The 21,518-nt window shown below is 57.8% G+C and carries 19 protein-coding genes; 15 read left to right on the top strand and 4 right to left on the bottom strand.

Annotated elements, in window-relative coordinates; all coding sequences use genetic code 11:
* Position 1: 1 nt before the first annotated feature.
* The 4 genes from ACR6JA_RS08330 to ACR6JA_RS08315 are packed head-to-tail and all read left to right on the top strand — an operon-like array spanning position 2 to position 3,413.
* Positions 2–1,045: an ABC transporter permease gene (locus ACR6JA_RS08330; RefSeq protein ID WP_273970388.1), complete on the top strand. Its 1,044-nt coding sequence runs from the start codon at positions 2–4 to the stop codon at positions 1,043–1,045.
* Positions 1,045–1,878 (top strand): ABC transporter permease, encoded by an 834-nt coding sequence (locus ACR6JA_RS08325; RefSeq protein WP_039299943.1) that lies wholly within the window; start codon positions 1,045–1,047, stop codon positions 1,876–1,878. The genes ACR6JA_RS08330 and ACR6JA_RS08325 overlap by 1 nt, the downstream gene beginning before the upstream one ends.
* On the top strand, positions 1,871–2,704 hold the full coding sequence (locus ACR6JA_RS08320; protein WP_213714639.1) for an ABC transporter ATP-binding protein: 834 nt from the start codon (positions 1,871–1,873) through the stop codon (positions 2,702–2,704). Before ACR6JA_RS08325 ends, ACR6JA_RS08320 begins: the two co-directional genes overlap by 8 nt.
* Positions 2,691–3,413, top strand: a complete 723-nt coding sequence (locus tag ACR6JA_RS08315) for an ABC transporter ATP-binding protein (RefSeq protein WP_166877133.1) — start codon at positions 2,691–2,693, stop codon at positions 3,411–3,413. The genes ACR6JA_RS08320 and ACR6JA_RS08315 overlap by 14 nt, the downstream gene beginning before the upstream one ends.
* 4 nt (positions 3,414–3,417) lie before the next feature.
* Here the strand turns inward: ACR6JA_RS08315 and ACR6JA_RS08310 are convergent, their stop codons facing one another.
* Positions 3,418–4,317: a diguanylate cyclase gene (locus ACR6JA_RS08310; protein ID WP_213714641.1), complete on the bottom strand. Its 900-nt coding sequence runs from the start codon at positions 4,315–4,317 to the stop codon at positions 3,418–3,420.
* A gap of 475 nt (positions 4,318–4,792) precedes the next feature.
* On the opposite strand from ACR6JA_RS08310, the gene ygjG reads away from it, so the two are divergent.
* The gene (gene ygjG / locus ACR6JA_RS08305) at positions 4,793–6,190 is read left to right on the top strand and encodes a putrescine aminotransferase (RefSeq protein WP_213714643.1); all 1,398 of its coding nucleotides are present in this window, start codon (positions 4,793–4,795) and stop codon (positions 6,188–6,190) included.
* Between the two features lie 59 nt (positions 6,191–6,249).
* Here ygjG and lsrG read toward each other — a convergent pair whose 3' ends face one another.
* Together lsrG and lsrF are read right to left on the bottom strand one after the other, a co-directional pair.
* Complete coding sequence (lsrG, locus tag ACR6JA_RS08300; protein ID WP_008460496.1) at positions 6,250–6,540, bottom strand: (4S)-4-hydroxy-5-phosphonooxypentane-2,3-dione isomerase; 291 nt, start codon at positions 6,538–6,540, stop codon at positions 6,250–6,252.
* On the bottom strand, positions 6,537–7,427 hold the full coding sequence (lsrF, locus tag ACR6JA_RS08295) for a 3-hydroxy-5-phosphonooxypentane-2,4-dione thiolase (protein WP_494493871.1): 891 nt from the start codon (positions 7,425–7,427) through the stop codon (positions 6,537–6,539). The genes lsrG and lsrF overlap by 4 nt, the downstream gene beginning before the upstream one ends.
* Positions 7,428–7,596: 169 nt before the next feature.
* Between lsrF and lsrK the strand changes: the two genes are divergently transcribed.
* The 6 genes from lsrK to ACR6JA_RS08265 all read left to right on the top strand — a co-directional run bounded on the left by lsrK (position 7,597) and on the right by ACR6JA_RS08265 (position 15,963).
* Positions 7,597–9,177, top strand: coding sequence for an autoinducer-2 kinase (lsrK, locus tag ACR6JA_RS08290; RefSeq protein WP_494493870.1), 1,581 nt, complete (start codon positions 7,597–7,599; stop codon positions 9,175–9,177).
* A 243-nt stretch (positions 9,178–9,420) separates the two neighbouring features.
* On the top strand, positions 9,421–10,404 hold the full coding sequence (locus tag ACR6JA_RS08285; protein ID WP_494493869.1) for an alpha/beta fold hydrolase: 984 nt from the start codon (positions 9,421–9,423) through the stop codon (positions 10,402–10,404).
* Between the two features lie 50 nt (positions 10,405–10,454).
* Complete coding sequence (locus tag ACR6JA_RS08280) at positions 10,455–11,195, top strand: response regulator (protein WP_008460492.1); 741 nt, start codon at positions 10,455–10,457, stop codon at positions 11,193–11,195.
* Complete coding sequence (locus ACR6JA_RS08275; RefSeq protein WP_494493868.1) at positions 11,192–12,493, top strand: sensor histidine kinase; 1,302 nt, start codon at positions 11,192–11,194, stop codon at positions 12,491–12,493. The genes ACR6JA_RS08280 and ACR6JA_RS08275 overlap by 4 nt, the downstream gene beginning before the upstream one ends.
* Before the next feature lie 128 nt (positions 12,494–12,621).
* Entirely contained in the window at positions 12,622–13,812 is a 1,191-nt protein-coding gene (locus ACR6JA_RS08270; protein ID WP_494493867.1) for a cytochrome c biogenesis protein DipZ, read from the top strand.
* A 132-nt stretch (positions 13,813–13,944) separates the two neighbouring features.
* Complete coding sequence (locus ACR6JA_RS08265) at positions 13,945–15,963, top strand: oxidoreductase (protein WP_494493866.1); 2,019 nt, start codon at positions 13,945–13,947, stop codon at positions 15,961–15,963.
* Here the strand turns inward: ACR6JA_RS08265 and rlmG are convergent.
* Positions 15,960–17,096: a 23S rRNA (guanine(1835)-N(2))-methyltransferase RlmG gene (gene rlmG, locus ACR6JA_RS08260; RefSeq protein ID WP_166877158.1), complete on the bottom strand. Its 1,137-nt coding sequence runs from the start codon at positions 17,094–17,096 to the stop codon at positions 15,960–15,962. The genes ACR6JA_RS08265 and rlmG overlap by 4 nt on opposite strands.
* An 84-nt stretch (positions 17,097–17,180) precedes the next feature.
* Between rlmG and ACR6JA_RS08255 the strand changes: the two genes are divergently transcribed.
* The 4 genes from ACR6JA_RS08255 (at position 17,181) to sstT (ending at position 21,451) form a co-directional block, all read left to right on the top strand.
* Positions 17,181–17,681: a M48 metallopeptidase family protein gene (locus ACR6JA_RS08255; RefSeq protein ID WP_494493865.1), complete on the top strand. Its 501-nt coding sequence runs from the start codon at positions 17,181–17,183 to the stop codon at positions 17,679–17,681.
* 48 nt (positions 17,682–17,729) lie between these two features.
* Positions 17,730–18,728: a Gfo/Idh/MocA family protein gene (locus ACR6JA_RS08250; protein ID WP_213714659.1), complete on the top strand. Its 999-nt coding sequence runs from the start codon at positions 17,730–17,732 to the stop codon at positions 18,726–18,728.
* A gap of 243 nt (positions 18,729–18,971) precedes the next feature.
* Entirely contained in the window at positions 18,972–19,940 is a 969-nt protein-coding gene (locus ACR6JA_RS08245) for a TerC family protein (RefSeq protein ID WP_494493864.1), read from the top strand.
* A 266-nt stretch (positions 19,941–20,206) separates the two neighbouring features.
* Complete coding sequence (sstT, locus tag ACR6JA_RS08240) at positions 20,207–21,451, top strand: serine/threonine transporter SstT (RefSeq protein WP_213714663.1); 1,245 nt, start codon at positions 20,207–20,209, stop codon at positions 21,449–21,451.
* Positions 21,452–21,518: the final 67 nt, after the last annotated feature.

Below are 21,518 nucleotides of genomic sequence, written 5' to 3'. Positions count from 1 at the left end.
CATGTCCGAAGTCTCGCCTTCGTCGCAGCGCCTGCGGCGTCCGCTGCTCACCCTGCTTCAGGGAATATTTACCCTTGCTCTGACCCTGATTGGCCTGCTGCTGATTACCTTCGCGTTGTCTGCGCTGTCCCCGGTGGACAGAGTGCTGCAAATCGTCGGCGACCACGCCAGCCAGTCAACTTACGATCAGGTTCGCCATCAGTTGGGGCTGGATCAGTCGCTGCCCGTGCAGTTCTGGCATTATCTGGTCAATCTCGCCCACGGCGATTTAGGCATAGCCAGCTCAACAGGCCAGCCGGTGCTGCATGATTTGCTTTCAGCTTTCCCCGCCACCCTGGAACTCGCCACCCTGGCGCTTATCGTCGGCAGCGTACTTGGCGTATTTTTTGGTGTGCTTTGCGCCCGGTTCGCCGGTTCGCCGCTGGATCTCGTGGTGCGCACTTTTACCCTGCTGGGCAACTCCGTGCCTATTTTCTGGCTGGGTCTGCTGATGCTGGCACTCTTCTATGCTCGTCTGCAGTGGAGCGCCGGGCCTGGGCGGCTCGACGATATTTACCAGTACAGCGTCGAGGCCAAAACCGGCTTCGTGCTGATCGATACCTGGCTTTCCGGCGATAAAGGCGCGTTTCTCAACGCCATTAACCACCTGATTCTGCCGGTACTGCTGCTGGCCTATTATTCTCTCGCCAGCATCACCCGCCTGACCCGCACGGCCTGCCTGAGCGAAATGAACAAAGAGTACATTACGCTCGCCCGCGCGAAGGGCGCAGGCGACATGGCGATTCTGCTGCGCCATGTGTTGCCCAACATTCGCGGCACGCTGTTCACCGTGATCGCTCTGGCTTACACCAGCATGCTCGAAGGTGCGGTGCTGACGGAAACCGTCTTCTCCTGGCCGGGTATTGGCCGCTATCTCACCACCGCGCTGTTTGCCGGGGATACCACCGCCATCATGGGCGGTACGCTGCTGATCGGCGTGTCGTTTGTGCTGATCAATAACCTGACCGACATACTGGTGCGCGCCACCGACCCGAGGATCCGCTGATGCCGTCTTCTCTTTTTCTGCGACGCATGCTGCGCTCCCCGGCTGCCCTTAGCGGGCTGATTATCATTGCCGGGCTGGTGCTTATCGCGCTGTTTGCGCCGTGGCTGGCTCCGTTCGATCCCAACTGGCAGGATGCCGCCGCGCGCCTGCAGGCGCCCAACGCCCAACATCTGCTGGGCACCGACAGCTATGGCCGCGACCTGCTTTCTCGCCTGCTCTACGGCACTCGCCCGGCGCTGGGTCTGGTGCTGCTGGTGACCGTCATTACCCTGCCGGTTGGGCTGCTGATTGGGATTCTGTCCGGCTATTACGGCGGCTGGCTGGAGCGTATCCTGATGCGCTTTACCGACGTAGTCATGTCGATGCCCCGCCTGATTTTGGCCTTTGCCTTTGTGGCAATGCTCGGCCCAGGGCTGGTTAACGGCGCGCTGGCGCTGGCTTTGACCACCTGGCCCGCCTATGCCCGCCAGGCAAGAAGTGAAATACAGCGCCTGCGCCACAGCGATTATCTTGCGGCCGCAGAAATGATGGGCATCAAAGGCTTGCGGCTGCTGGTCGGCCATATTCTGCCGCTGTGCCTGCCTTCCGCCATCGTGCGCCTGGCGCTGGATCTGGCTGGGATTATTCTTGCCGCCGCCGGTCTGGGTTTCCTCGGCTTAGGCGCCCGCCCGCCGATGTCCGAATGGGGCGCGATGATTGCCGACGGAATGCAGGTCATTTTCGACCAATGGTGGATTGCCGCCATTCCGGGCACCGCCATTCTGCTGAGCAGCCTGGCGTTTAACCTGCTGGGCGATGGCCTGCGCGACGTGCTGGAGCCGCAACATGACTAACAGAATTACCGTTTCCGGGCTGAATATCGACTACCCCGACAGCCGGGTAGTCAGCAACCTCTCCTTCACGCTGGGCAATGAACGCCTGGCGCTGGTCGGCGAATCCGGCTCAGGCAAATCCATGACGGCTCGCGCGCTGATGGGGCTGGTGCGTAAACCAGGTAAAGTGAGTGCAGAGCAGCTCAGCGTGATGGGGCACGACCTGCTCGACATGAATGCCCGGAGCTGGAACCAGCTGCGCGGCAGTGACATCGCCATGGTGCTGCAGGACCCGCGCTATGCGCTGAACCCGGTCAAAAGCGTGCAGCAGCAAATTGACGAAGCGCTACGATTGCACCAGAAGCTGTCCACTGCCGAACGCCGCGATCGCTGCCGCGAACTGGTGCAATCCGTTGGTTTGCCGGATGCGGTTCTGATGCGTTACCCCGGCGAACTGTCCGGGGGCATGGGCCAGCGCGTGATGATCGCCATTGCGCTCGCCAATAATCCCAAAGTGCTGATCGCGGACGAACCTACGTCGGCGCTCGACGCCCGCCTGCGCAACCAAATCCTTGAGCTGCTGGTAGCCCAGTGCGAACAGCGGCAAATGGCGCTGCTGTTGATCAGCCACGATCTGCCGCTGGTGGCGGAACACTGTCACCGCGTGCTGGTGATGTACCAGGGCCAAAAAGTCGATGAAATGGCGGCAAGCGAGCTGCCGCAGGCCACGCACCCTTACACGCGCACGCTCTGGACCTGCCGTCCAAATGCCGACACCTACGGGCAGATGCTACCGACGCTGAACCGCAGCGAATTCCAGCCAGGAGAAACCTATGGCGATCGTTAAGGTTGATAATCTAAGCGTGCAGTTTGCCGCCAAAGGCGGGATCAAAACCGCCGTCGCCGGAGCCAGTTTCTCTCTTGAGCAGGGCGAGACATTTAGCCTGATTGGCGCTTCCGGCTGCGGGAAATCTACCATCCTGCGCGTGCTGGCCGGGCTACAGCGTGACTGGAAGGGGGATGTGGAGCTGATGGGCAACCGCATTGCGGCAGGGAAACGCTTCCAGGGCGCGCTGCGTCGCGAAGTGCAGATGGTGTTTCAGGATCCGTATGCCTCGCTGCACCCCAACCACACGATTTGGCGCACGCTGGCCGAGCCGCTGAAAATCCACGGTGAAAGCGAGATTGAAGCCCGAGTGGCGGAAGCATTAGAGCAGGTCGGCCTGCCGTCCGAGGCGGCAAAACGCTACCCGCACCAGCTTTCCGGCGGCCAGCGTCAGCGCGTGGCGATTGCCCGTGCGCTGCTGCTTCGCCCCAAAATTCTGCTGCTCGACGAACCCACTTCCGCGCTGGATATGTCGGTCCAGGCGGAGATCCTCAACCTGCTCAATCGTCTGAAGCAGCAGCACGGCATGACCTATCTGCTGGTCAGCCACGATGCCGACGTGATTGCGCATATGTCCGACCGGGCGGCTTTTATGGCCAACGGGGTGATTGAGCGCAGCTTCGATCGTGCTGCGCTGGTGAACGGGGAACACAGGATGGCGAACGCGTAACGCATTATTCCAGCGTGACCATTTCTTCGTCAGACAAAGCCAGAATACAGCGATTGCGGCCCGTGTTTTTGCCGTAATACATGGCTTTGTCTGCCCGACCAATGGCGCTGTGCAGAGAGTCATTCGCACTGACGAGGGTCAGCCCCCCTGTTACCGTCACGCGGATTGCCTGGTCGTCCACGCTGATGGGCTGGCTGGCTAAGTGCTGGCAAATGCGTTGCCCAGCCTGCTCTGCCTGCTCACGACTGGTCGCTTCCAGCAGCATAATAAACTCCTCGCCGCCAAAGCGATAAATGCGCTCTTCGTTACGCGTAGCCCCTTTAAGAATGGACGCGACGCTGCGCAACACATCATCTCCGGCGTTATGTCCCCAGGTGTCATTGATCGTTTTAAAACGGTCAATATCCATGATCAGCAAATAAAGGCTGCGCTCCGCACGCTCGCAGCGAGAGCGTATCAGCGGAAATTCCTGATACATTAAATGGCGTAACGGCAGGCCGGTTAACGCGTCGTACAAATTGCGGTAGGAAAAAAGGTATTCTTTATACCGGTCGATACTGGAAATAAAATTTTGCTGCGCTTCATTGTAATGATTCAGCAATTCTTCACTAACCTGTCTGCCGATAATAGATAACATGAGTACCCGGGCGGCATCGTGCATATCGGTGTGGTGCTTATCAATCAGCAGAATCAACTCCCGGTCCAGACTCACACCCTGCAAACGCTGCCCCAGCCAGCGGCTGAAACGACAATGCTGATGGGAATGCAGATCGTTGATTTCTTTATCGGGTTCACCGCCCAGCAGGCTGAGGCGCAGGCACTTATTTGCCCAGTTATAATGATCGCGGATGGCAATATTTAGCTCTGATAAAGAGCTGTCGATGTCCTTTATATTGATAGTCACGCTATGCACACCTTGTGTTTAACGGGTCAAGTTAATATCCACCACCTGATGATAACGAATATCGTGGGTTAATTTTCACGCCGAATCATAACTTAAACAAAGCCTAAACAGGCAATCCATATTAAAAACTTTACGAATAAGGACATTTATTGTTATACGGTATTTCAGAATAAATAAGCATCTATTAACCATTAAGAAATGCTAAACAATAATAAGCCCGATCTTTATTTTCCTTTTTGCGCCATACGGAAACATGTCGCTCCAAAATGGTGCGAATCTCTTCTCAGCAAGGTCATGCCCACTCAATCGGCCTTCAGCATTAAAACACGCAAAATGTAATCTATTGTGATTAATTATTGCACAGATGTACTCCTGCGGGCGTTTATCCCGATTTCACTTACGGCGCGCTACCTGGCGCAATCCCTGCAATACTTATTTTGTGTATCGCGTGATACGCCACACCCAGGAGCACATTTTGAACAGGTTACCTTCCAGCGCCTCGGCCCTTGCCTGTACGGCGCACGCACTGAACATTATTGAAAAGAAGTCACTTAGCCATGAGGAGATGAAGGCGCTAAACCGGGAGGTGGTTGATAGCTTCCAGCAGCACGTTAATCCGGGTTTTCTTGAGTACCGCAAGTCCGTTACCGCCGGCGGGGATTACGGAGCCGTAGAGTGGCAAGCGAGCAGCCTGAATACGCTTGTCGACACCCAGGGCAAAGAGTATATCGATTGCCTGGGTGGGTTCGGCATCTTTAACGTGGGGCACCGTAATCCAGTCGTTGTTTCCGCCGTCCAGCATCAACTTGAAAAGCAGCCCCTGCACAGCCAGGAATTGCTCGACCCTCTGAGGGCGATGCTCGCTAAAACGCTTGCCACACTGACTCCGGGTAAACTCAAATACAGCTTCTTTAGCAACAGCGGTACTGAGTCCGTGGAAGCCGCAATAAAACTGGCCAAAGCGTACCAGTCGCCACGAGGGAAATTTACCTTTATTGCTACCAGCGGCGCGTTCCACGGCAAGTCTCTGGGCGCACTTTCGGCCACGGCGAAATCCACTTTCCGTAAACCATTTATGCCGCTGCTGCCGGGATTCCGCCACGTGCCCTTTGGCAATATCGAGGCATTACGCACGCAGTTCAGCGAATGTCGTAAAACCGGTGATGATGTAGCCGCGCTGATCCTGGAGCCCATCCAAGGCGAAGGCGGGGTGATTCTGCCGCCGTCAGGCTATTTGCCTGCGGTGCGTCAACTTTGCGACGAGTACGGCGTGCTGCTGATTCTGGATGAAGTGCAAACCGGGATGGGCCGCACCGGCAGGATGTTTGCCTGCGAGCACGAAAACGTGCAGCCGGACATTCTCTGCCTTGCAAAAGCGTTGGGCGGCGGCGTGATGCCGATTGGTGCCACGGTTGCGACGGAAGAGGTGTTTTCCGTGCTGTTTGATAACCCGTTCCTGCACACCACCACGTTTGGCGGCAACCCACTAGCCTGTGCTGCGGCGCTGGCGACCATTCACTACCTGCTGGAAGAGAACCTGCCCGCTCAGGCGTCTCAGAAAGGGCAACTGCTGCTGGATGGCTTCCGGGCGCTGGCCCGTGAGTTCCCCGATCTGGTTGTTGAGGCACGCGGCCAGGGGCTGTTAATGGCGATTGAGTTCCGCGACAACGACATCGGCTACGAGTTTGCCAGCCAGATGTTCCGCCAGCAGGTGCTGGTGGCCGGGACGCTGAATAATTCAAAAACCATTCGGATCGAACCGCCGCTGACGATGACCATTGAGCAGTGCGAGCATGTGCTTGAGTGCGCGAAGCGCGCGCTTTACAGGCTGAGAGTGACGCAGGATGAAACGGCAGAGGCGCAGGAAAGCTGAGTGACACTCACCCCAACCCTCTCCCTAACTGGGAGAGGGCCAGGGTGAGGGGGCATTCCCTACGGCAGCAGCCCAATAAAACTCTGCTTCTTACGCGGCTCAGACATCATCTCATCCAGCTTCTCAACGCAGGCGAGATAGTGCGGGGTCTTCTTATGCGCCAGCACCGCGGCCTCATCCTGATAGGCCTCGTAGATATAAAATCGCGTTGAAACCTCCGGGTCCTGCAGCACATCAAAGCGTAAGTTACCGGGCTCTTTGATGGCGCCTTCGTGATTCGCCCGAAACACGTCCAGAAACTCGTCGACCCGCTCTGGCTTAATGTTGATCTCCACTAGCGTGACGTTCATGCCTTACCTCCCTGATGCTTCGCTTCAAGCCAGAACTGATAGGCTTCGCGGGCAGATGCTTTCTCGTGCACCACCTTCTTCACCGCCTGCAGCATCGCCAGTGGTGCTTCAGACTGGAAGATGTTGCGCCCCATATCCACACCGGATGCGCCCTGGTCTATCGCCTTAAAGCACATCTCCAGCGCTTCCTGTTCCGGCAGTTTTTTACCTCCGGCGATAACGATCGGCACCGGGCAGCTGGCGGCGACTTTCTCAAAACCTTCCTCAACGAAGTAGGTTTTTACAAACTGTGCCCCAAGCTCGGCGGCAATACGGCTAGACAGCGAGAAGTAGCGCGCGTCACGAGCCATTTCTTTGCCCACGCCGGTAACCGCCAGCGTAGGAATGCCGTAGCGCGTTCCCTCGTCCACCAGCTTGATGATGTTGTTGATCGACTGATGCTCATACTCGCTGCCGATATAAATCTGCGCGGCCACCGCGCAGGCGTTGAGGCGCAAAGCATCCTCCATCGTCACGGCGACGCTTTCGCGCGATAGTTCGCTGAGGATCGAATTGCCGCCGGAGGCGCGCAGCACAACAGGTTTGTTGGTGGCAGGCGGGACCACGCTGCGCAGAATGCCGCGGGTACACATCAGCACGTCGGTTTCAGGGAACAGCGGCGCAATGGAGAGGTCAATACGCTCCAGGCCGGTTGTCGGCCCCTGAAAATAGCCGTGATCGAAAGCCAACATCACGGTGCGTCCGGTGCTGGGGTTAAAAATCCTCGCCAGCCGCGACTGCATGCCCCAGTCCAGCGCCCCGCTTCCCTTCAGGTAAAACGCCCGGTTCTCCTGCGGCTGGCCAATACCGAAGTCTTTTCCATCTTTAATATCATCCAGATCTGCCATCAAGTTCTCTCCCGGATCCATCAGTGAATAAGAGATAGTGTTCAAAAACTTAGTCAGGGATCGCCCATCGCAACCGTGCAGCGATCACAAAACATCCAAATAGATCGGTCAGATCGCCCGCGATGGATAAGAGTTTATTTATTGAACGAGCGACGGAAGAGGTCTGTGAATGAGTTATCTACTTGCACTGGACGCCGGAACGGGCAGTATCCGCGCCGTGATCTTCGATACTTGTGGCCAGCAAATAGCCGTTGGCCAGGCCGAATGGAAGCACTTGAGCGTGACAGATGTGCCGGGATCGATGGAGTTCGATCTCGCCGTTAACTGGCAGCTGGCCTGCCGCTGCATCCGCGAGGCCCTGCACAACGCTAACCTCTCGTCTTCAGCGATAAGTGCCGTTGCCTGTTGCTCTATGCGGGAAGGGATTGTGCTGTACGATCGCCACGGCGAGCCAATCTGGGCCTGCGCAAACGTGGATGCTCGCGCCAGCCGCGAAGTCAGCGAGCTGAAAGAGATCCACGACTTCCAGTTTGAATCCGAGGTGTACAAGGTTTCAGGCCAGACGCTGGCGCTGAGCGCCATGCCCCGCCTGCTTTGGCTGGCACACCATCGCCCGGATATCTACCGCAAAGCCGCCACCATCACCATGATCAGCGACTGGCTGGCGGCCAAACTCTCCGGTGAGCTGGCTGTTGACCCTTCTAACGCCGGTACGACCGGGATGTTGGATCTATCGACCCGCGACTGGCGGCCTGCCCTGCTGGATATGGCCGGGCTGCGCGCCGACATACTTTCCCCGGTCAAAGAAACCGGCACCGTGCTGGGCGGCATAACCCCACAGGCGGCTGAAGAAAGCGGGTTGCTAAAAGGCACGCCGGTGGTGATGGGCGGCGGCGACGTCCAGCTTGGCTGCCTGGGGCTGGGCATCGTCCGGCCTGGGCAGACGGCGGTGCTGGGCGGCACATTCTGGCAGCAGGTGGTGAATCTGCCGGCAATCAAAACCGACCCCGACATGAACATCCGCATTAACCCGCACGTCATCCACAACATGGTACAGGCGGAGTCCATTAGCTTCTTCACCGGCCTGACAATGCGCTGGTTCCGGGACGCCTTCTGCGCGGAAGAAAAGCTGCTGGCCGAGCGCCTCGGCGTGGATACCTATGCGCTAATGGAAGAGATGGCGGGCCGTGTACCTGCGGGCTCCCACGGGGTGATGCCCATTTTCTCTGATGCCATGCATTTCAAGCAGTGGTACCACGCCGCGCCGTCGTTCATTAACCTTTCGATTGACCCAGAGAAATGCAACAAAGCGACGCTATTCCGCGCCTTAGAGGAGAACGCGGCGATTGTCTCTGCCTGTAATCTGGAGCAGATTTCCGGCTTTTCTGGCGTGAAGTTCGACTCACTGGTCTTCGCCGGGGGAGGTTCAAAAGGCGCGCTGTGGAGCCAGATCCTGAGCGATGTCACCGGCCTGCCGGTGCGCGTGCCGGTGGTCAAAGAGGCCACGGCGCTGGGCTGCGCGATTGCTGCTGGCGTAGGCGCCGGGCTTTTTGATTCGCTAGCCAGTACAGGCGAGCGTCTGGTGCAGTGGCAGCGAGAGTTCACGCCAAATCCGGCGCACCGCGAGCTTTACGACGAGATGAAGCGCAAATGGCAAAAAGTGTATGCCGACCAGTTAACGCTGGTAGACAGCGGCCTGACGACGTCGATGTGGCAGGCTCCGGGGCTTGTGCCGAGAGTGGCAGGATAATTTCTCTTCCACCCCGCCCCTCTCCCTGGAAGGGGGAGGGGATAAAAAACCACGCACTTAACTAATCCCCCCTCTCCCCTCTGGGGAGAGGGCCAAGGTGAGGGTAAAAACACTTTGTATCACACTGTATCCACGACCCCGCCAGATACGCCGCCATGCAAAAAGGGCGGTTTGAAAAACACACCGCCTACAATCTCGTGATGTGATAACCGAACATTTTCTAATGGCTTTGGAGAAAACATCATGTTCAACAAACTGACCCTGTCTGCGCTGATTGCCCCTCTTTCTCTCTCGGTCGTCTTCGCCTGCCAGGCGGAAGCCGCGGGCTTTGATGCCGGACAAGTAAAACAGATTAACGCGGGCGTGCTGAACGTCGGCTATGTCGATCTCGGCCCGAAAGACGGGCAGCCGGTAATCCTGCTGCACGGCTGGCCCTACGACATCAACAGCTTTGATACGGTAGCGCCTGAGCTGGCAAACCAGGGCTATCGGGTTATCGTGCCAAATCTGCGCGGCTTCGGCAGCACCCGCTTCCTTTCCCCTTCCACTCCTCGTAATGGTGAACCGGCGGCGCTGGCTCAGGATACCGTTGCGCTAATGGACGCGTTGCATATCAAACAGGCCATTTTCGCTGGCTACGACTGGGGCGCACGCACGGCGGATATCGTAGCGGCGCTGCACCCTGAACGGGTGAAAGCGCTGGTGTCGGTCAGCGGCTATCTGATTAGCAGCCAGGAAGCAGGGAAAAAACCGCTGCCGCCGCAGGCCGAGCTGCAATGGTGGTATCAGTTCTATTTCGCGACTCCACGCGGCGCGGCAGGATATGAGAAAAACACCCATGACTTCGCCAGGCTGATCTGGCAGCAGGCTTCGCCGGGCTGGAAGTTCAGCGATGAGACCTTTAACACCAGCGCCAAATCACTGGATAACCCGGACCACGTTGCGATTACCCTGAGCAACTATCGCTGGCGCCAGGGGCTGGAAAACGGCGAGCAGAAGTACGCGGCTGATGAGAAAAAGCTGGCTGCGCTGCCGAACATCACCGTGCCAACCATCACCATTGAAGGCGACAACAACGGCGCGCCACATCCTACCCCCGCAGCCTATGCGGCGAAATTTACCGGCAAATATGAACACCGAACCTTCAGCGGAAACATCGGCCATAACCCACCGCAAGAAGCGCCAGAGGCGTTTGTGAAGGCAGTGGTAGACGCGGGTAAGCTGTAGTAAAAAAGCTATGCTAGTTTTAGCCTTCACTTTTAGCGCCGGGAGCCCAGGTGGAACATATCGATCATATTCTCGTGGTGGACGACGACCGCGACATTCGCGAGCTAATCGTAAGCTATCTGGAAAAATCCGGCTACCGGGCCAGCGGCGCGGCCAACGGCAAGGAGATGCGTTCCGTCCTGGATAAGCAGCACGTCGATTTAGTGGTGCTGGACGTGATGATGCCCGGCGACGACGGGCTGACGCTCTGCCGCCAGCTGCGCAGCGATAAGCACAAAGATCTGCCTATTTTAATGCTGACCGCCAGAAACGAAGACAGCGACCGGATCCTCGGCCTCGAAATGGGCGCGGACGACTACGTGGTAAAACCTTTTGTCGCCCGAGAACTGCTGGCGCGGATCAAGGCGATCCTTCGTCGCTTCCGCGCGTTACCCCCCAATTTGCAGGTGACCGAAGCGGGCAGGATCATCGCTTTTGGCGAGTGGCAGCTTGATACGTCGGCCCGGCATCTGATTGATTTACAAGGCACGATCGTTGCCCTGAGCGGGGCGGAATATCGCCTGCTGCGCGTGTTTTTGGATCACCCGCAGCGCGTTTTGACGCGCGATCAACTGCTGAACCTGACTCAAGGCCGCGATGCCGAGCTATTCGAGCGCTCGATCGATTTACTGGTCAGCCGCGTCCGCCAGCGCTTAAATGAGGATGCCCGCACCCCGGCCTACATCAAAACCGTGCGTAGCGAAGGCTACGTGCTTTCCGTTCCCGTGACGATCGTCGAGGCGCGAGAATGAGGCTTTGGCCCCGAACTCTGCTTTCCCGGCTGTTTCTCATCATTCTCGTCGGCCTGTTTCTGGCTAACGGCCTGACCCTGGCGCTAACCACACTTGAGAGAATGAACAGCGCCCGCAGCGTGATGCTGGATAACCTGCAAAACAACGTTGCCACCAGCGTCGCAATCCTCGACAAGCTACCGGCCAATGAGCGACCGGCCTGGCTGGACCGGCTCGCCCGAGAAAATTATCACTACATTCTTGGGCCAGGGACACCGGGCAAACCACCCAACGACGAACGTTCGAAAGACGCTATTGCGTCTCTGAAAGAGGCGCTGGGCGAGCATTATCAGCTCGATTTCACCGCCATTCCCGGTATGCGCTCCCATATTCAGGCGCATTTGACGCTGGCCGACGGCTCGCCGCTGACCATCGACCTTACGCCGCGTATGCCGCCGATTGAAACCTGGCTGCCGGTGGTGATTGCCATCCAGCTTGTCCTGCTGGCGCTTTGCGCGTGGTTTGCCGTGCGCCAGGTGGTGTTGCCGTTTACCCGTTTTACCCGCGCCGTTGAAGCGCTGGAACCCGCCAGCTCAAGCTCCGTGGACATGCAGGAAAGCGGCCCGCTGGAAGTGGAACACGCAGCCAAAGCGTTTAACGCGATGCAGGCCAGAATCCAGGGGCACCTGAAAGAACGCACGCAAATTCTGGCGTCCATTTCGCATGATTTACAGACGCCGATTACCCGCATGAAGCTGCGCCTGGAGATGAGCGACGAGCCGGAACTGCGCGACAAACTAATGCAGGATCTGGACAATATGACGCACCTCGTCCGCGAAGGTATTGCCTACGCAAGGTCGTCGGAAAGTCTGGAAGAACCCCCCCAGCGTATTGAGTTGAGGGCATTTGTGGACAGTATCACCTACGATTATCAGGACGTCGGCAAAGCGGTGACGTTTGCCGCGCCGGAAGTGTCACTCCCGCTTTCGACCCGCCCCCAGGCGCTGCGACGTATTCTGACCAACCTGCTGGATAATGCGCTGAAGTTCGGCACCGCCGCTGAAGTCAGCCTGACGGCGGGTGCCAACCAGGTCGCGCTGGCAGTGTGCGATAACGGGCCTGGGATCCCCGAGGAGGAGCTGGACGCCGTGTTGCAGCCTTTTTACCGCGTGGAAGGTTCCAGAAATCGCGACACCGGCGGCACCGGGCTTGGGCTGGCGATAGCCGCCCAGCTTGTCGGCCAGTTAGGGGGGAAATTAACGCTGACTAACCGGCCACAGGGCGGTTTGCAGGCCTGCATCACGCTGCCTGTAGCCTGATTGTATCGCTCTGTATGCCGCCGAGTCGCCGACAAACAAACTGACAATCAGGACGGTTTTCCCACACATCACGAACACATAAGGCGGGTTAAATACCCCGAAATCATCCTGTAACCGTGAGGTGTGTTATGCCCGTTCTGATTGCCTTTCTTGGCGGTATGCTTAGTTTATTAAGCCCCTGCACGCTGCCCGTTATTCCTTTGCTTTTCGCTGCATTTCGCGGCAAAAAACGCCAAATCATCGCCCTGCTTGCCGGCATGGTGGCCATGTTCACCGCCGTGGCTTTGCTGGTCGGCGCTGCCGGAGAGTGGATCGTGCGCGCCACGGTGGCTGGCCGCTGGGTTGCGCTGGGGATGCTGGCGCTTGCCGCGCTCACGCTCATCTTCCCCGCGCTTGCCGAACGGCTGATGCGCCCGGCAGTGCAGATGGGGAATGCCATTAACAACCAAAGCTACCGCGCTCGCGGCACGCTGTCGGCTTTTCTGGCCGGACTGGCGGTGGGGCTGCTTTGGTCGCCCTGCGCGGGGCCGATTTTGGGGGCCATTCTCGGCCTCGGCTTGTCCGGCTCTTCGGCTGTCACCACCGGTCTGCTGCTGGCGGCCTACGGCAGCGGCTGCGCGTTGATGCTGGCGCTGCTGTGGTTCTGCGGTCACCGGCTGCTAGCTCGCCTGCATGAGAAAATGGCGCTGATGGCCCAGCTTCGTCGCGCGGCGGGTGTGGCAATGCTTGCCACCGTGGCGTTTATCGCCTCCGGCACCACGGCGGTGCTGCAAAACGCTAATGGTTTCGGCGCGAAGCTGGAACAACGCCTGCTGGCCTTCTCCCCCGCCACCACGCCAGTGCCTAAGCTGCAGCCTATTGTGGATCCCGCGCCCACCAGCACAATGCCGCCGCTTTCCGGGGGAACCGCATGGATCAATAGCCAGCCGCTGACGCCAGAGGCGCTGAAAGGCAAAGTCGTGCTGATCGATTTTTGGACCTTCGATTGCATTAACTGCCAGCACGCGCTGCCGCACGTCCGGGAATGGGCCAACAAGTATAAAGATCAGGGCCTGGTGGTGATTGGCGTGCATACGCCGGAGTACCCGTGGGAGAAAGATCTGGATTCGGTGAAAAAGGCAGTAGCCCAGTGGCAGCTGCCGTACCCGGTCGTCACCGACAATAACTACCAGATCTGGAATGCTTTCGGAAACCAGTACTGGCCAGCGCATTATTACTTCGACGCTCGCGGACAGCTGCGCAATGTCTCTTTCGGCGAGGGGAATTACGAGCAGCAGGAGCAGGTTATTCAGAAGCTGCTGAAGGAGGCTCGCGCCTGATTTTGCTTTCGGGGAGGCGGGAATATGACTCTCATCACATTCGCCGCACTCCCCTTTTCCCTTTTGCCCCGCGACGGCTAAATTAGAACTCATCCGACCACATAACAATAATGTTACAAATTGGGATTTATTATGAGCTACTCGTCGCTGCTTGCCCCGCTGGATCTTGGCTTCACCACTTTGAAAAACCGCGTACTGATGGGCTCAATGCACACCGGGCTGGAAGAGCTACCGGACGGCGCTGAGCGCCTTGCCGCTTTCTATGCCGAGCGCGCCCGGCACGGCGTGGCGCTGATTGTCACCGGCGGGATCGCCCCGTCGGCCTCCGGGGTGACCGTTGCCCACGGCGCGGTGTTGAACGACAAAAGCCAGCTGTCGCATCACCAGATTGTGACCGGGGCGGTGCACCGCGAAGGCGGCAAGATTGCCCTGCAGATCCTGCACACCGGGCGCTACAGCTACCAGCCTAAGCTGGTCGCTCCGTCGGCCATTCAGGCGCCGATCAACCCGTTTAAACCCCATGAGCTGAGCCACGAAGAAGTGTTAACGCTGATTGAGGACTTTGCCCACTGCGCCAGCCTGGCGCGTGAAGCCGGGTATGACGGCGTGGAGATCATGGGCTCGGAAGGCTACCTGATTAACCAGTTTTTGGCCGCCCGCACCAACCAGCGCGACGATGAATGGGGCGGAGACTACGAACGCAGAATGCGTTTTGCCGTTGAAGTCGTGCGTACTGTGAGAGAACGCGTTGGCAAAGAATTTATTATTATTTATCGCCTGTCGCTGCTCGACCTCGTCGAAGGCGGCGGCAACTTTGAGCAGGCCGTCACGCTCGCCAAAGCGATAGAAAAAGCGGGTGCGACGCTGATTAATACCGGTATCGGCTGGCACGAAGCACGTATTCCTACCATCGCGACCTCCGTGCCACGCGGCGCTTTTAGCTGGGTAACCAAAAAACTGAGAGACCATGTCGCGCTGCCGCTGGTGACCACCAACCGAATCAACACCCCGGAAACCGCAGAGCAGATCCTGGCCGACGGCGATGCGGATATGGTGTCGATGGCGCGCCCTTTCCTGGCTGACGCCGAGTTTGTTTCTAAGGCCGCTGCGAATCGCGCCGATGAAATCAATACCTGCATCGGCTGCAATCAGGCCTGTCTGGATCAGATCTTCGTGGGCAAAGTCACATCTTGCCTCGTCAACCCGCGCGCCTGCCATGAAACCAAAATGCCGGTTGTGCCTGTTTCACAACCGAAGCGCCTTGCGGTGGTAGGTGCTGGCCCCGCCGGACTAGCCTTTGCGGTCAACGCCGCCGGGCGCGGCCATAGCGTCACGCTGTTTGACGCTGCGGCGGAGATTGGCGGGCAGTTTAATATCGCCAAACAGATCCCCGGCAAAGAGGAGTTTTTCGAAACGCTGCGCTACTACCGCCGGAAGCTGGCCCTCACCGGCGTGGACGTTCGCCTGAATCAGTACGTTACCTCTGAGATGCTGTACGACTACGACGAGATTATTCTGGCCTGCGGGATTGAGCCGCGCCTGCCGGAGATTGACGGCATCGGGCATCCGAAGGTGCTGAGCTATGTCGATGTGCTGCGCGACAAAGCCCCTGTGGGCAAACGCGTGGCGGTAATTGGCGCGGGCGGCATCGGGTTTGATACTTCGATGTACCTGAGCCAGGAAGGGGCATCCACCAGCCAGAGCATCGCCGAGTTCTGCGTGGAATGGGGGATTGATACCAGCCTGCAAACGTCAGGCGGCCTGCGCCCGGAAGGGCCTCATCTGCACAAAAGCCCGCGCAGTATCTTCCTGCTGCAGCGTAAAACCAGCAAACCGGGGGAAGGCCTGGGCAAAACGACGGGCTGGATCCACCGCACTACGCTTGCCGCGCGAGGCGTTAAAATGATGGCTGGCGTGAGCTACGAGCGTATTGACGATGCCGGGCTGCATATCACCGTCGGCGGGGAGCCACAGCTGTTGGAAGTGGATAACGTGATCATTTGTGCCGGGCAGAATCCGCGCCGCGAGCTGGCTGAGCCTTTACAGGCGATGGGTAAACCCGTGCATTTGATTGGCGGGGCCGATGTGGCTCTGGAGCTGGATGCCCGGCGCGCTATCGCGCAGGGCACCCGTTTAGCGCTGGAGATTTAGCGGCGACGGCCTAACTTCACCGCTTTCAGCACCACGAACTTGTTGTTCGTTGCCACCGTGGTGCAGTTGCCGAAGATCTTCTTCAGCTTGCGGAAGTAGTCGAGGTGGCGGTTGGCCACAATGTACAGCTCGCCGTTGATTTTCAGGCAGCGGCGAGCGTGGTGGAACATTTCCCACGCGATCTGATCCGTCAGGGCATGCTGCTGGTGGAACGGCGGGTTGCACAGTACGGCGTTAAAGCGGAAAGGCTCCACGCCGGACAGCGCGTTGTTGATCATAAACTCACAGCGGTCAATATCGCCCGGCAGGTTGGTTTCAACGTTCAGGCGCGCGGAAGCCACCGCCATCGGCGATTCATCCACAAACACCACCTGCGCCAGCGGGTTTTTCTCCAGCAGCGTCAGGCCAATCACGCCGTTACCGCAGCCCAGATCGACAATCTCGCCTTCCAGGTCCGACGGCAAACTTTCGAGGAAGAAACGCGCGCCGATATCCAGCCCGGTGCGGGAGAAGACGTTGGCGTGGTTGTGAATCGTCCACTCGGTGCCCTCCAGCTTCCAGCTCAGCGTTTCCGGCACGTCCGCCAGTTCCGGTTTGGTGAAGGTCGGGTTAATCAGACGCGCTTTTTTCCACGCCAGCGTGGTCGTGGTTGGCCCTAAAATTTTTTCAAACAGCTCCAGCGTGGAATTGTGAATGTCCCGCGCTTTCGCGCCCGCAATAATGCGGGTTTCCGGCGTCACGACTTTGCGCAGCGCACGCAACTGCTGCTCAAGGAGGGCCAGCGTCTTAGGAATTTTAATCAGCACCAGTCCCGGCGCCTGCGGGTAAGCCGCGGTGCTGTCGAGGAAGGTGACACTGTTTTCCGGGATGTCGTTCTCGCGCAGGTTCTCCCGCGTGGCCAGCTCGCTTAAGTACGAGTCGCCAATGCTGTATGGCTTGTGTTCGGCAAGCACGCAGGCCAGCGCGCCGAAGGTATCGTTAAAAACAAGAACGGGGCCGACTGGCTCAAGTTCGTCTACCTGCTGCAACAGGTAGTCATCTGCCGCTTCCCACGCCTGCAGCGGGTTTACGTCGTCCGTTTCCGGAAAACGCTTCAGCGTCAGTGAACGAAAACCGTTGTCTAATTGGCTCATCGGCCCTCCTGGATGGTAAAGTTTGGTGATATCCCCATAGCGGGGGCGAGAGTATACCTTTTTTTCCTTCAACCTGAGACAAGCATGAGCGAACTGATTTATTTAAGCGGCTATCCGGAGCATTTGCTCTCGCAGGTGCGCACCCTGATTAGCGAGCAGCGCCTCGGCGCGGTGCTGGAAAAACGCTACCCGCAGGGGCACAACATCGCGACCGATAAAGCGCTTTATGCTTACACTCAGGAGCTGAAAAACCAGTTTCTGCGCAATGCGCCCCCGATAAATAAAGTCGCTTATGACAACAAGATCCACGTGCTGAATAACGCGCTGGGGCTGCATACCGCGATTTCTCGCGTGCAGGGCAACAAATTAAAAGCCAAGGCGGAAATTCGCGTGGCGACCGTGTTTCGCAACGCCCCTGAAGCTTTTTTACGCATGATTGTGGTTCACGAACTGGCGCATCTTAAAGAGAAGGATCACAACAAAGCGTTTTACTCCTTGTGCTGTCATATGGAACCGCAGTATCACCAGTTAGAATTCGATACACGACTTTGGCTTACCCAGTTGGCGCTTAGCGGTGCGGCTTGATGAAGCCCCGATTTATTGACTATCGACTTCCGGAGAATGTACCCGTTTATGATACGTTTCGCTGTGATTGGAACCAACTGGATCACCCGCCAGTTCGTGGATGCCGCCCATGAGAGCGGCAAATATAAGCTGACTGCGGTGTATTCCCGCAGCCTCGAACAGGCGCAAAGCTTCGCCAACGATTACCCGGTGGAGCATCTGTTTACTTCGCTGGATGAGCTGGCGAAGAGCGATGTTATCGACGCGGTGTATATCGCCAGCCCAAACTCGCTGCACGGTCCGCAGAGCCTGCTGTTCCTGAGCCACAAAAAACACGTAATTTGCGAGAAGCCGCTGGCGTCTAATCTTGCGGAAGTTGAAGCGGCCATCGCCTGCGCCCGCGAAAATCAGGTGGTGCTGTTCGAGGCGTTTAAAACCGCCAGCCTGCCGAACTTTATCGCCCTGCAGCAGGCGCTGCCGAAGGTGGGGAAAATTCGCAAGGTGCTGCTCAACTACTGTCAGTACTCTTCCCGCTACCAGCGCTACCTGGACGGCGAAAACCCGAACACCTTTAATCCGGCGTTTTCTAACGGCTCGATCATGGACATCGGTTTCTACGTGCTGGCCTCGGCGGCTGCATTGTGGGGCGAACCACATTCCGTTCACGCCACGGCGACCCTGCTGGACAGCGGCGTGGACGCGCACGGCACCGTGCAGCTGAACTACGGTAATTTTGACGTAACCCTGCTGCATTCCAAAGTGAGCGACTCGACGATCCCAAGCGAAATTCAGGGCGAAGCCGGAGCACTGGTTGTCGAAAAAATCTCTGAATGCCAGCGGGTGACGTTTATCCCACGCGGCGGCAAACCGCAGGATCTGAGCCTGCCGCAGCATATCAACACCATGCTGTACGAAGCGGAGACGTTCGCGCGCCTGGTGGAAGAGAATGAGGTTAATCACGCCGGGCTGGTCACATCGCGCATCACGTCGGCACTGGCGACCGAGATTCGCCGCCAGACCGGGGTTAAGTTCCCGGCGGACGATGTGGGCCAGCAGGCTACGGCATAAGATATTTCACAGAAAACCAGGTGCCAAATATTGACCAAATCTATTCCTTGTCATATTTTGTTACCTGCAAAGGGGAGTAACTTCATTGCCGGTCAGTCGTCATTACGATGCGCAAGCATCCGGTTGCCGGGCGACGTGAAAACGTCGTAAGTGAGACCTTGCCGGAAGGCGAGATCCCTGTTGCAAGCAAAAGCGGCTGGCGTCTTCTGATGTTGGCCGTTTTTGTTTTCAAGGAATCTTATTATGCATACTGTCGGTACTCCGCTGCTCTGGGGCAGCTTCGCCGTCGTGGTCGCCATCATGCTGGTGATCGATCTGCTGGTTCAGGGCCGTCGCGGCTCGCACACCATGTCGATGAAACAGGCGGCCGTCTGGTCGCTGGTCTGGGTTTCACTTTCCCTGCTGTTTAACCTCGCTTTCTGGTGGTATCTCAGCGGCACTGCTGGCCGTGAAGTCGCCGATACTCAGGCGCTGGCCTTCCTCACCGGTTATCTGATTGAAAAAGCGCTGGCGGTCGATAACGTCTTCGTCTGGCTGATGCTGTTCAGCTACTTTGCCGTGCCTGCTGCGCTGCAGCGGCGTGTGCTGGTCTACGGCGTGTTGGGCGCAATAATCCTCAGGACCATCATGATCTTCGGCGGCAGTTGGCTGATTACCCAGTTCGAATGGCTGCTGTATGTGTTCGGCGCTTTCCTGCTCTTCACCGGTGTGAAAATGGCGCTGGCAAAAGAGGACGATAGCGGCATCGGCGATAAACCGCTGGTTCGCTGGCTGCGCAGTCATCTGCGCATGACGGACAAAATTGAGAACGAGCGCTTCTTCGTGCGCCAGAACGGCCTCCTGTACGCCACCCCCCTGCTGCTGGTGCTGATTCTGGTCGAGCTGAGTGACGTGATTTTCGCGGTAGATAGCATTCCGGCGATCTTCGCGGTGACCACCGACCCGTTCATTGTGCTGACGTCGAACCTGTTCGCGATCCTCGGCCTGCGCGCCATGTACTTCCTGCTGGCAGGTGTGGCGGAGCGTTTCTCGATGCTGAAATATGGCCTGTCGGTGATCCTGGTATTTATCGGCATTAAGATGCTGATCGTCGATTTCTACCATATTCCTATCGCCGTTTCGCTCGGCGTGGTCGGCGGTATCCTGGCAGGAACGCTGATTATCAATGCGTGGGTCAACCACCGTAACGATCGGAAGAAGTTGGCGGAGTAATCCACCGTTTGAAAACATAAAAAGGGGCGTAATGCCCCTTTTACGTTCTGGCAATCTGCCATCTCATCAAATTGCTGAATATGTCACATGAATGTTAATGATCAGTTGCGAAATCTAACGCTGAGCGCAATTCCAGCTTGAAATGCTTTTTCCTTCACCGCTTTTCCTTATACTCACCGGGCAAACACATTTTCTTACAACCGCACAGACGTAGCGCACTACGCACGCGGCACAGCACGACATCACTGAAACACAGGAAGGTATTCATGAGTTCGCAAGCTTCTGGACTACTGCAGCGCTTTGCCCGCGGCAGCCTCGTAAAACAAATTCTCGTTGGCCTGGTGCTAGGCATTCTGCTCGCGCTGGTCTCAAAACCTGCCGCTATCGCAACCGGCCTGCTCGGCACGCTGTTCGTTGGCGCACTGAAAGCCGTGGCGCCGGTGCTGGTGCTCACGCTGGTGATGGCTTCCATCGCGAATCATCAGCAGGGCCAAAAAACCAATATTCGCCCTATCCTGGTGCTCTATTTACTGGGCACCTTCTCCGCCGCGCTGACCGCCGTTGTCGTTAGCTTTATGTTCCCTTCCACGCTCCATCTGACCAGCAGCGCCACGGACATTACACCGCCGTCCGGAATCGTCGAGGTGGTTTACGGTTTACTGATGAGCGTGATTGCCAACCCGATACACGCCCTGCTGAACGCTAACTACATCGGTATTCTGGTGTGGGCTGTCGGCCTGGGCTTTGCGCTGCGCCACGGAAACGAAACGACCAAAAACCTGGTGAACGACCTGTCTGACGCGGTGACTTTTATCGTGAAAGTGGTGATCCGCTTCGCCCCTATCGGGATCTTTGGCCTGGTCGCCTCCACGCTTGCCACCACCGGTTTCTCCACGCTCTGGAGCTATGCCCAGCTGCTGCTGGTGCTGCTGGGCTGTATGTTCGGCGTGGCGCTGATCATCAACCCGCTGCTGGTGTTTATTACTACTCGCCGTAACCCGTACCCGCTAGTGCTGGCCTGCCTGCGCGAAAGCGGCGTGACCGCGTTCTTTACCCGCAGTTCGGCGGCGAATATTCCGGTTAACATGAGCATGTGCCAGAAGATGAACCTGGATCGCGATACTTATTCGGTGTCGATTCCGCTGGGGGCAACGATCAATATGGCCGGGGCGGCCATCACGATTACGGTACTGACGCTGGCGGCAGTTCATACTCTGGGCGTGCCTGTGGATCTGCCGACCGCGCTGCTGCTGAGCGTGGTGGCTTCACTTTGCGCCTGTGGGGCTTCAGGCGTAGCGGGCGGTTCGCTGCTGCTGATCCCACTGGCCTGCGGCATGTTCGGCATACCGAACGAGATTGCCATGCAGGTGGTGGCGGTCGGCTTTATCATCGGCGTATTGCAGGATTCCTGCGAAACCGCGTTGAACTCTTCTACCGACGTTATCTTTACTGCCGCCGTTTGCCAGGCAGAAGATGCTCGTCTGGCGAAGGCCGATTTGTTACGCGGCTAATATCAACGAGCCACGCTGGGTGTTCGGCACTGACTTAAACCGCAGCATCGTTTCTGGTTTTACCCTC

This window comes from Cedecea sp. B1(4), assembly GCF_059414925.1.
Note: the sequence above shows the minus strand (reverse complement) of the source record. Positions and strands in the feature narration are given on the sequence as shown.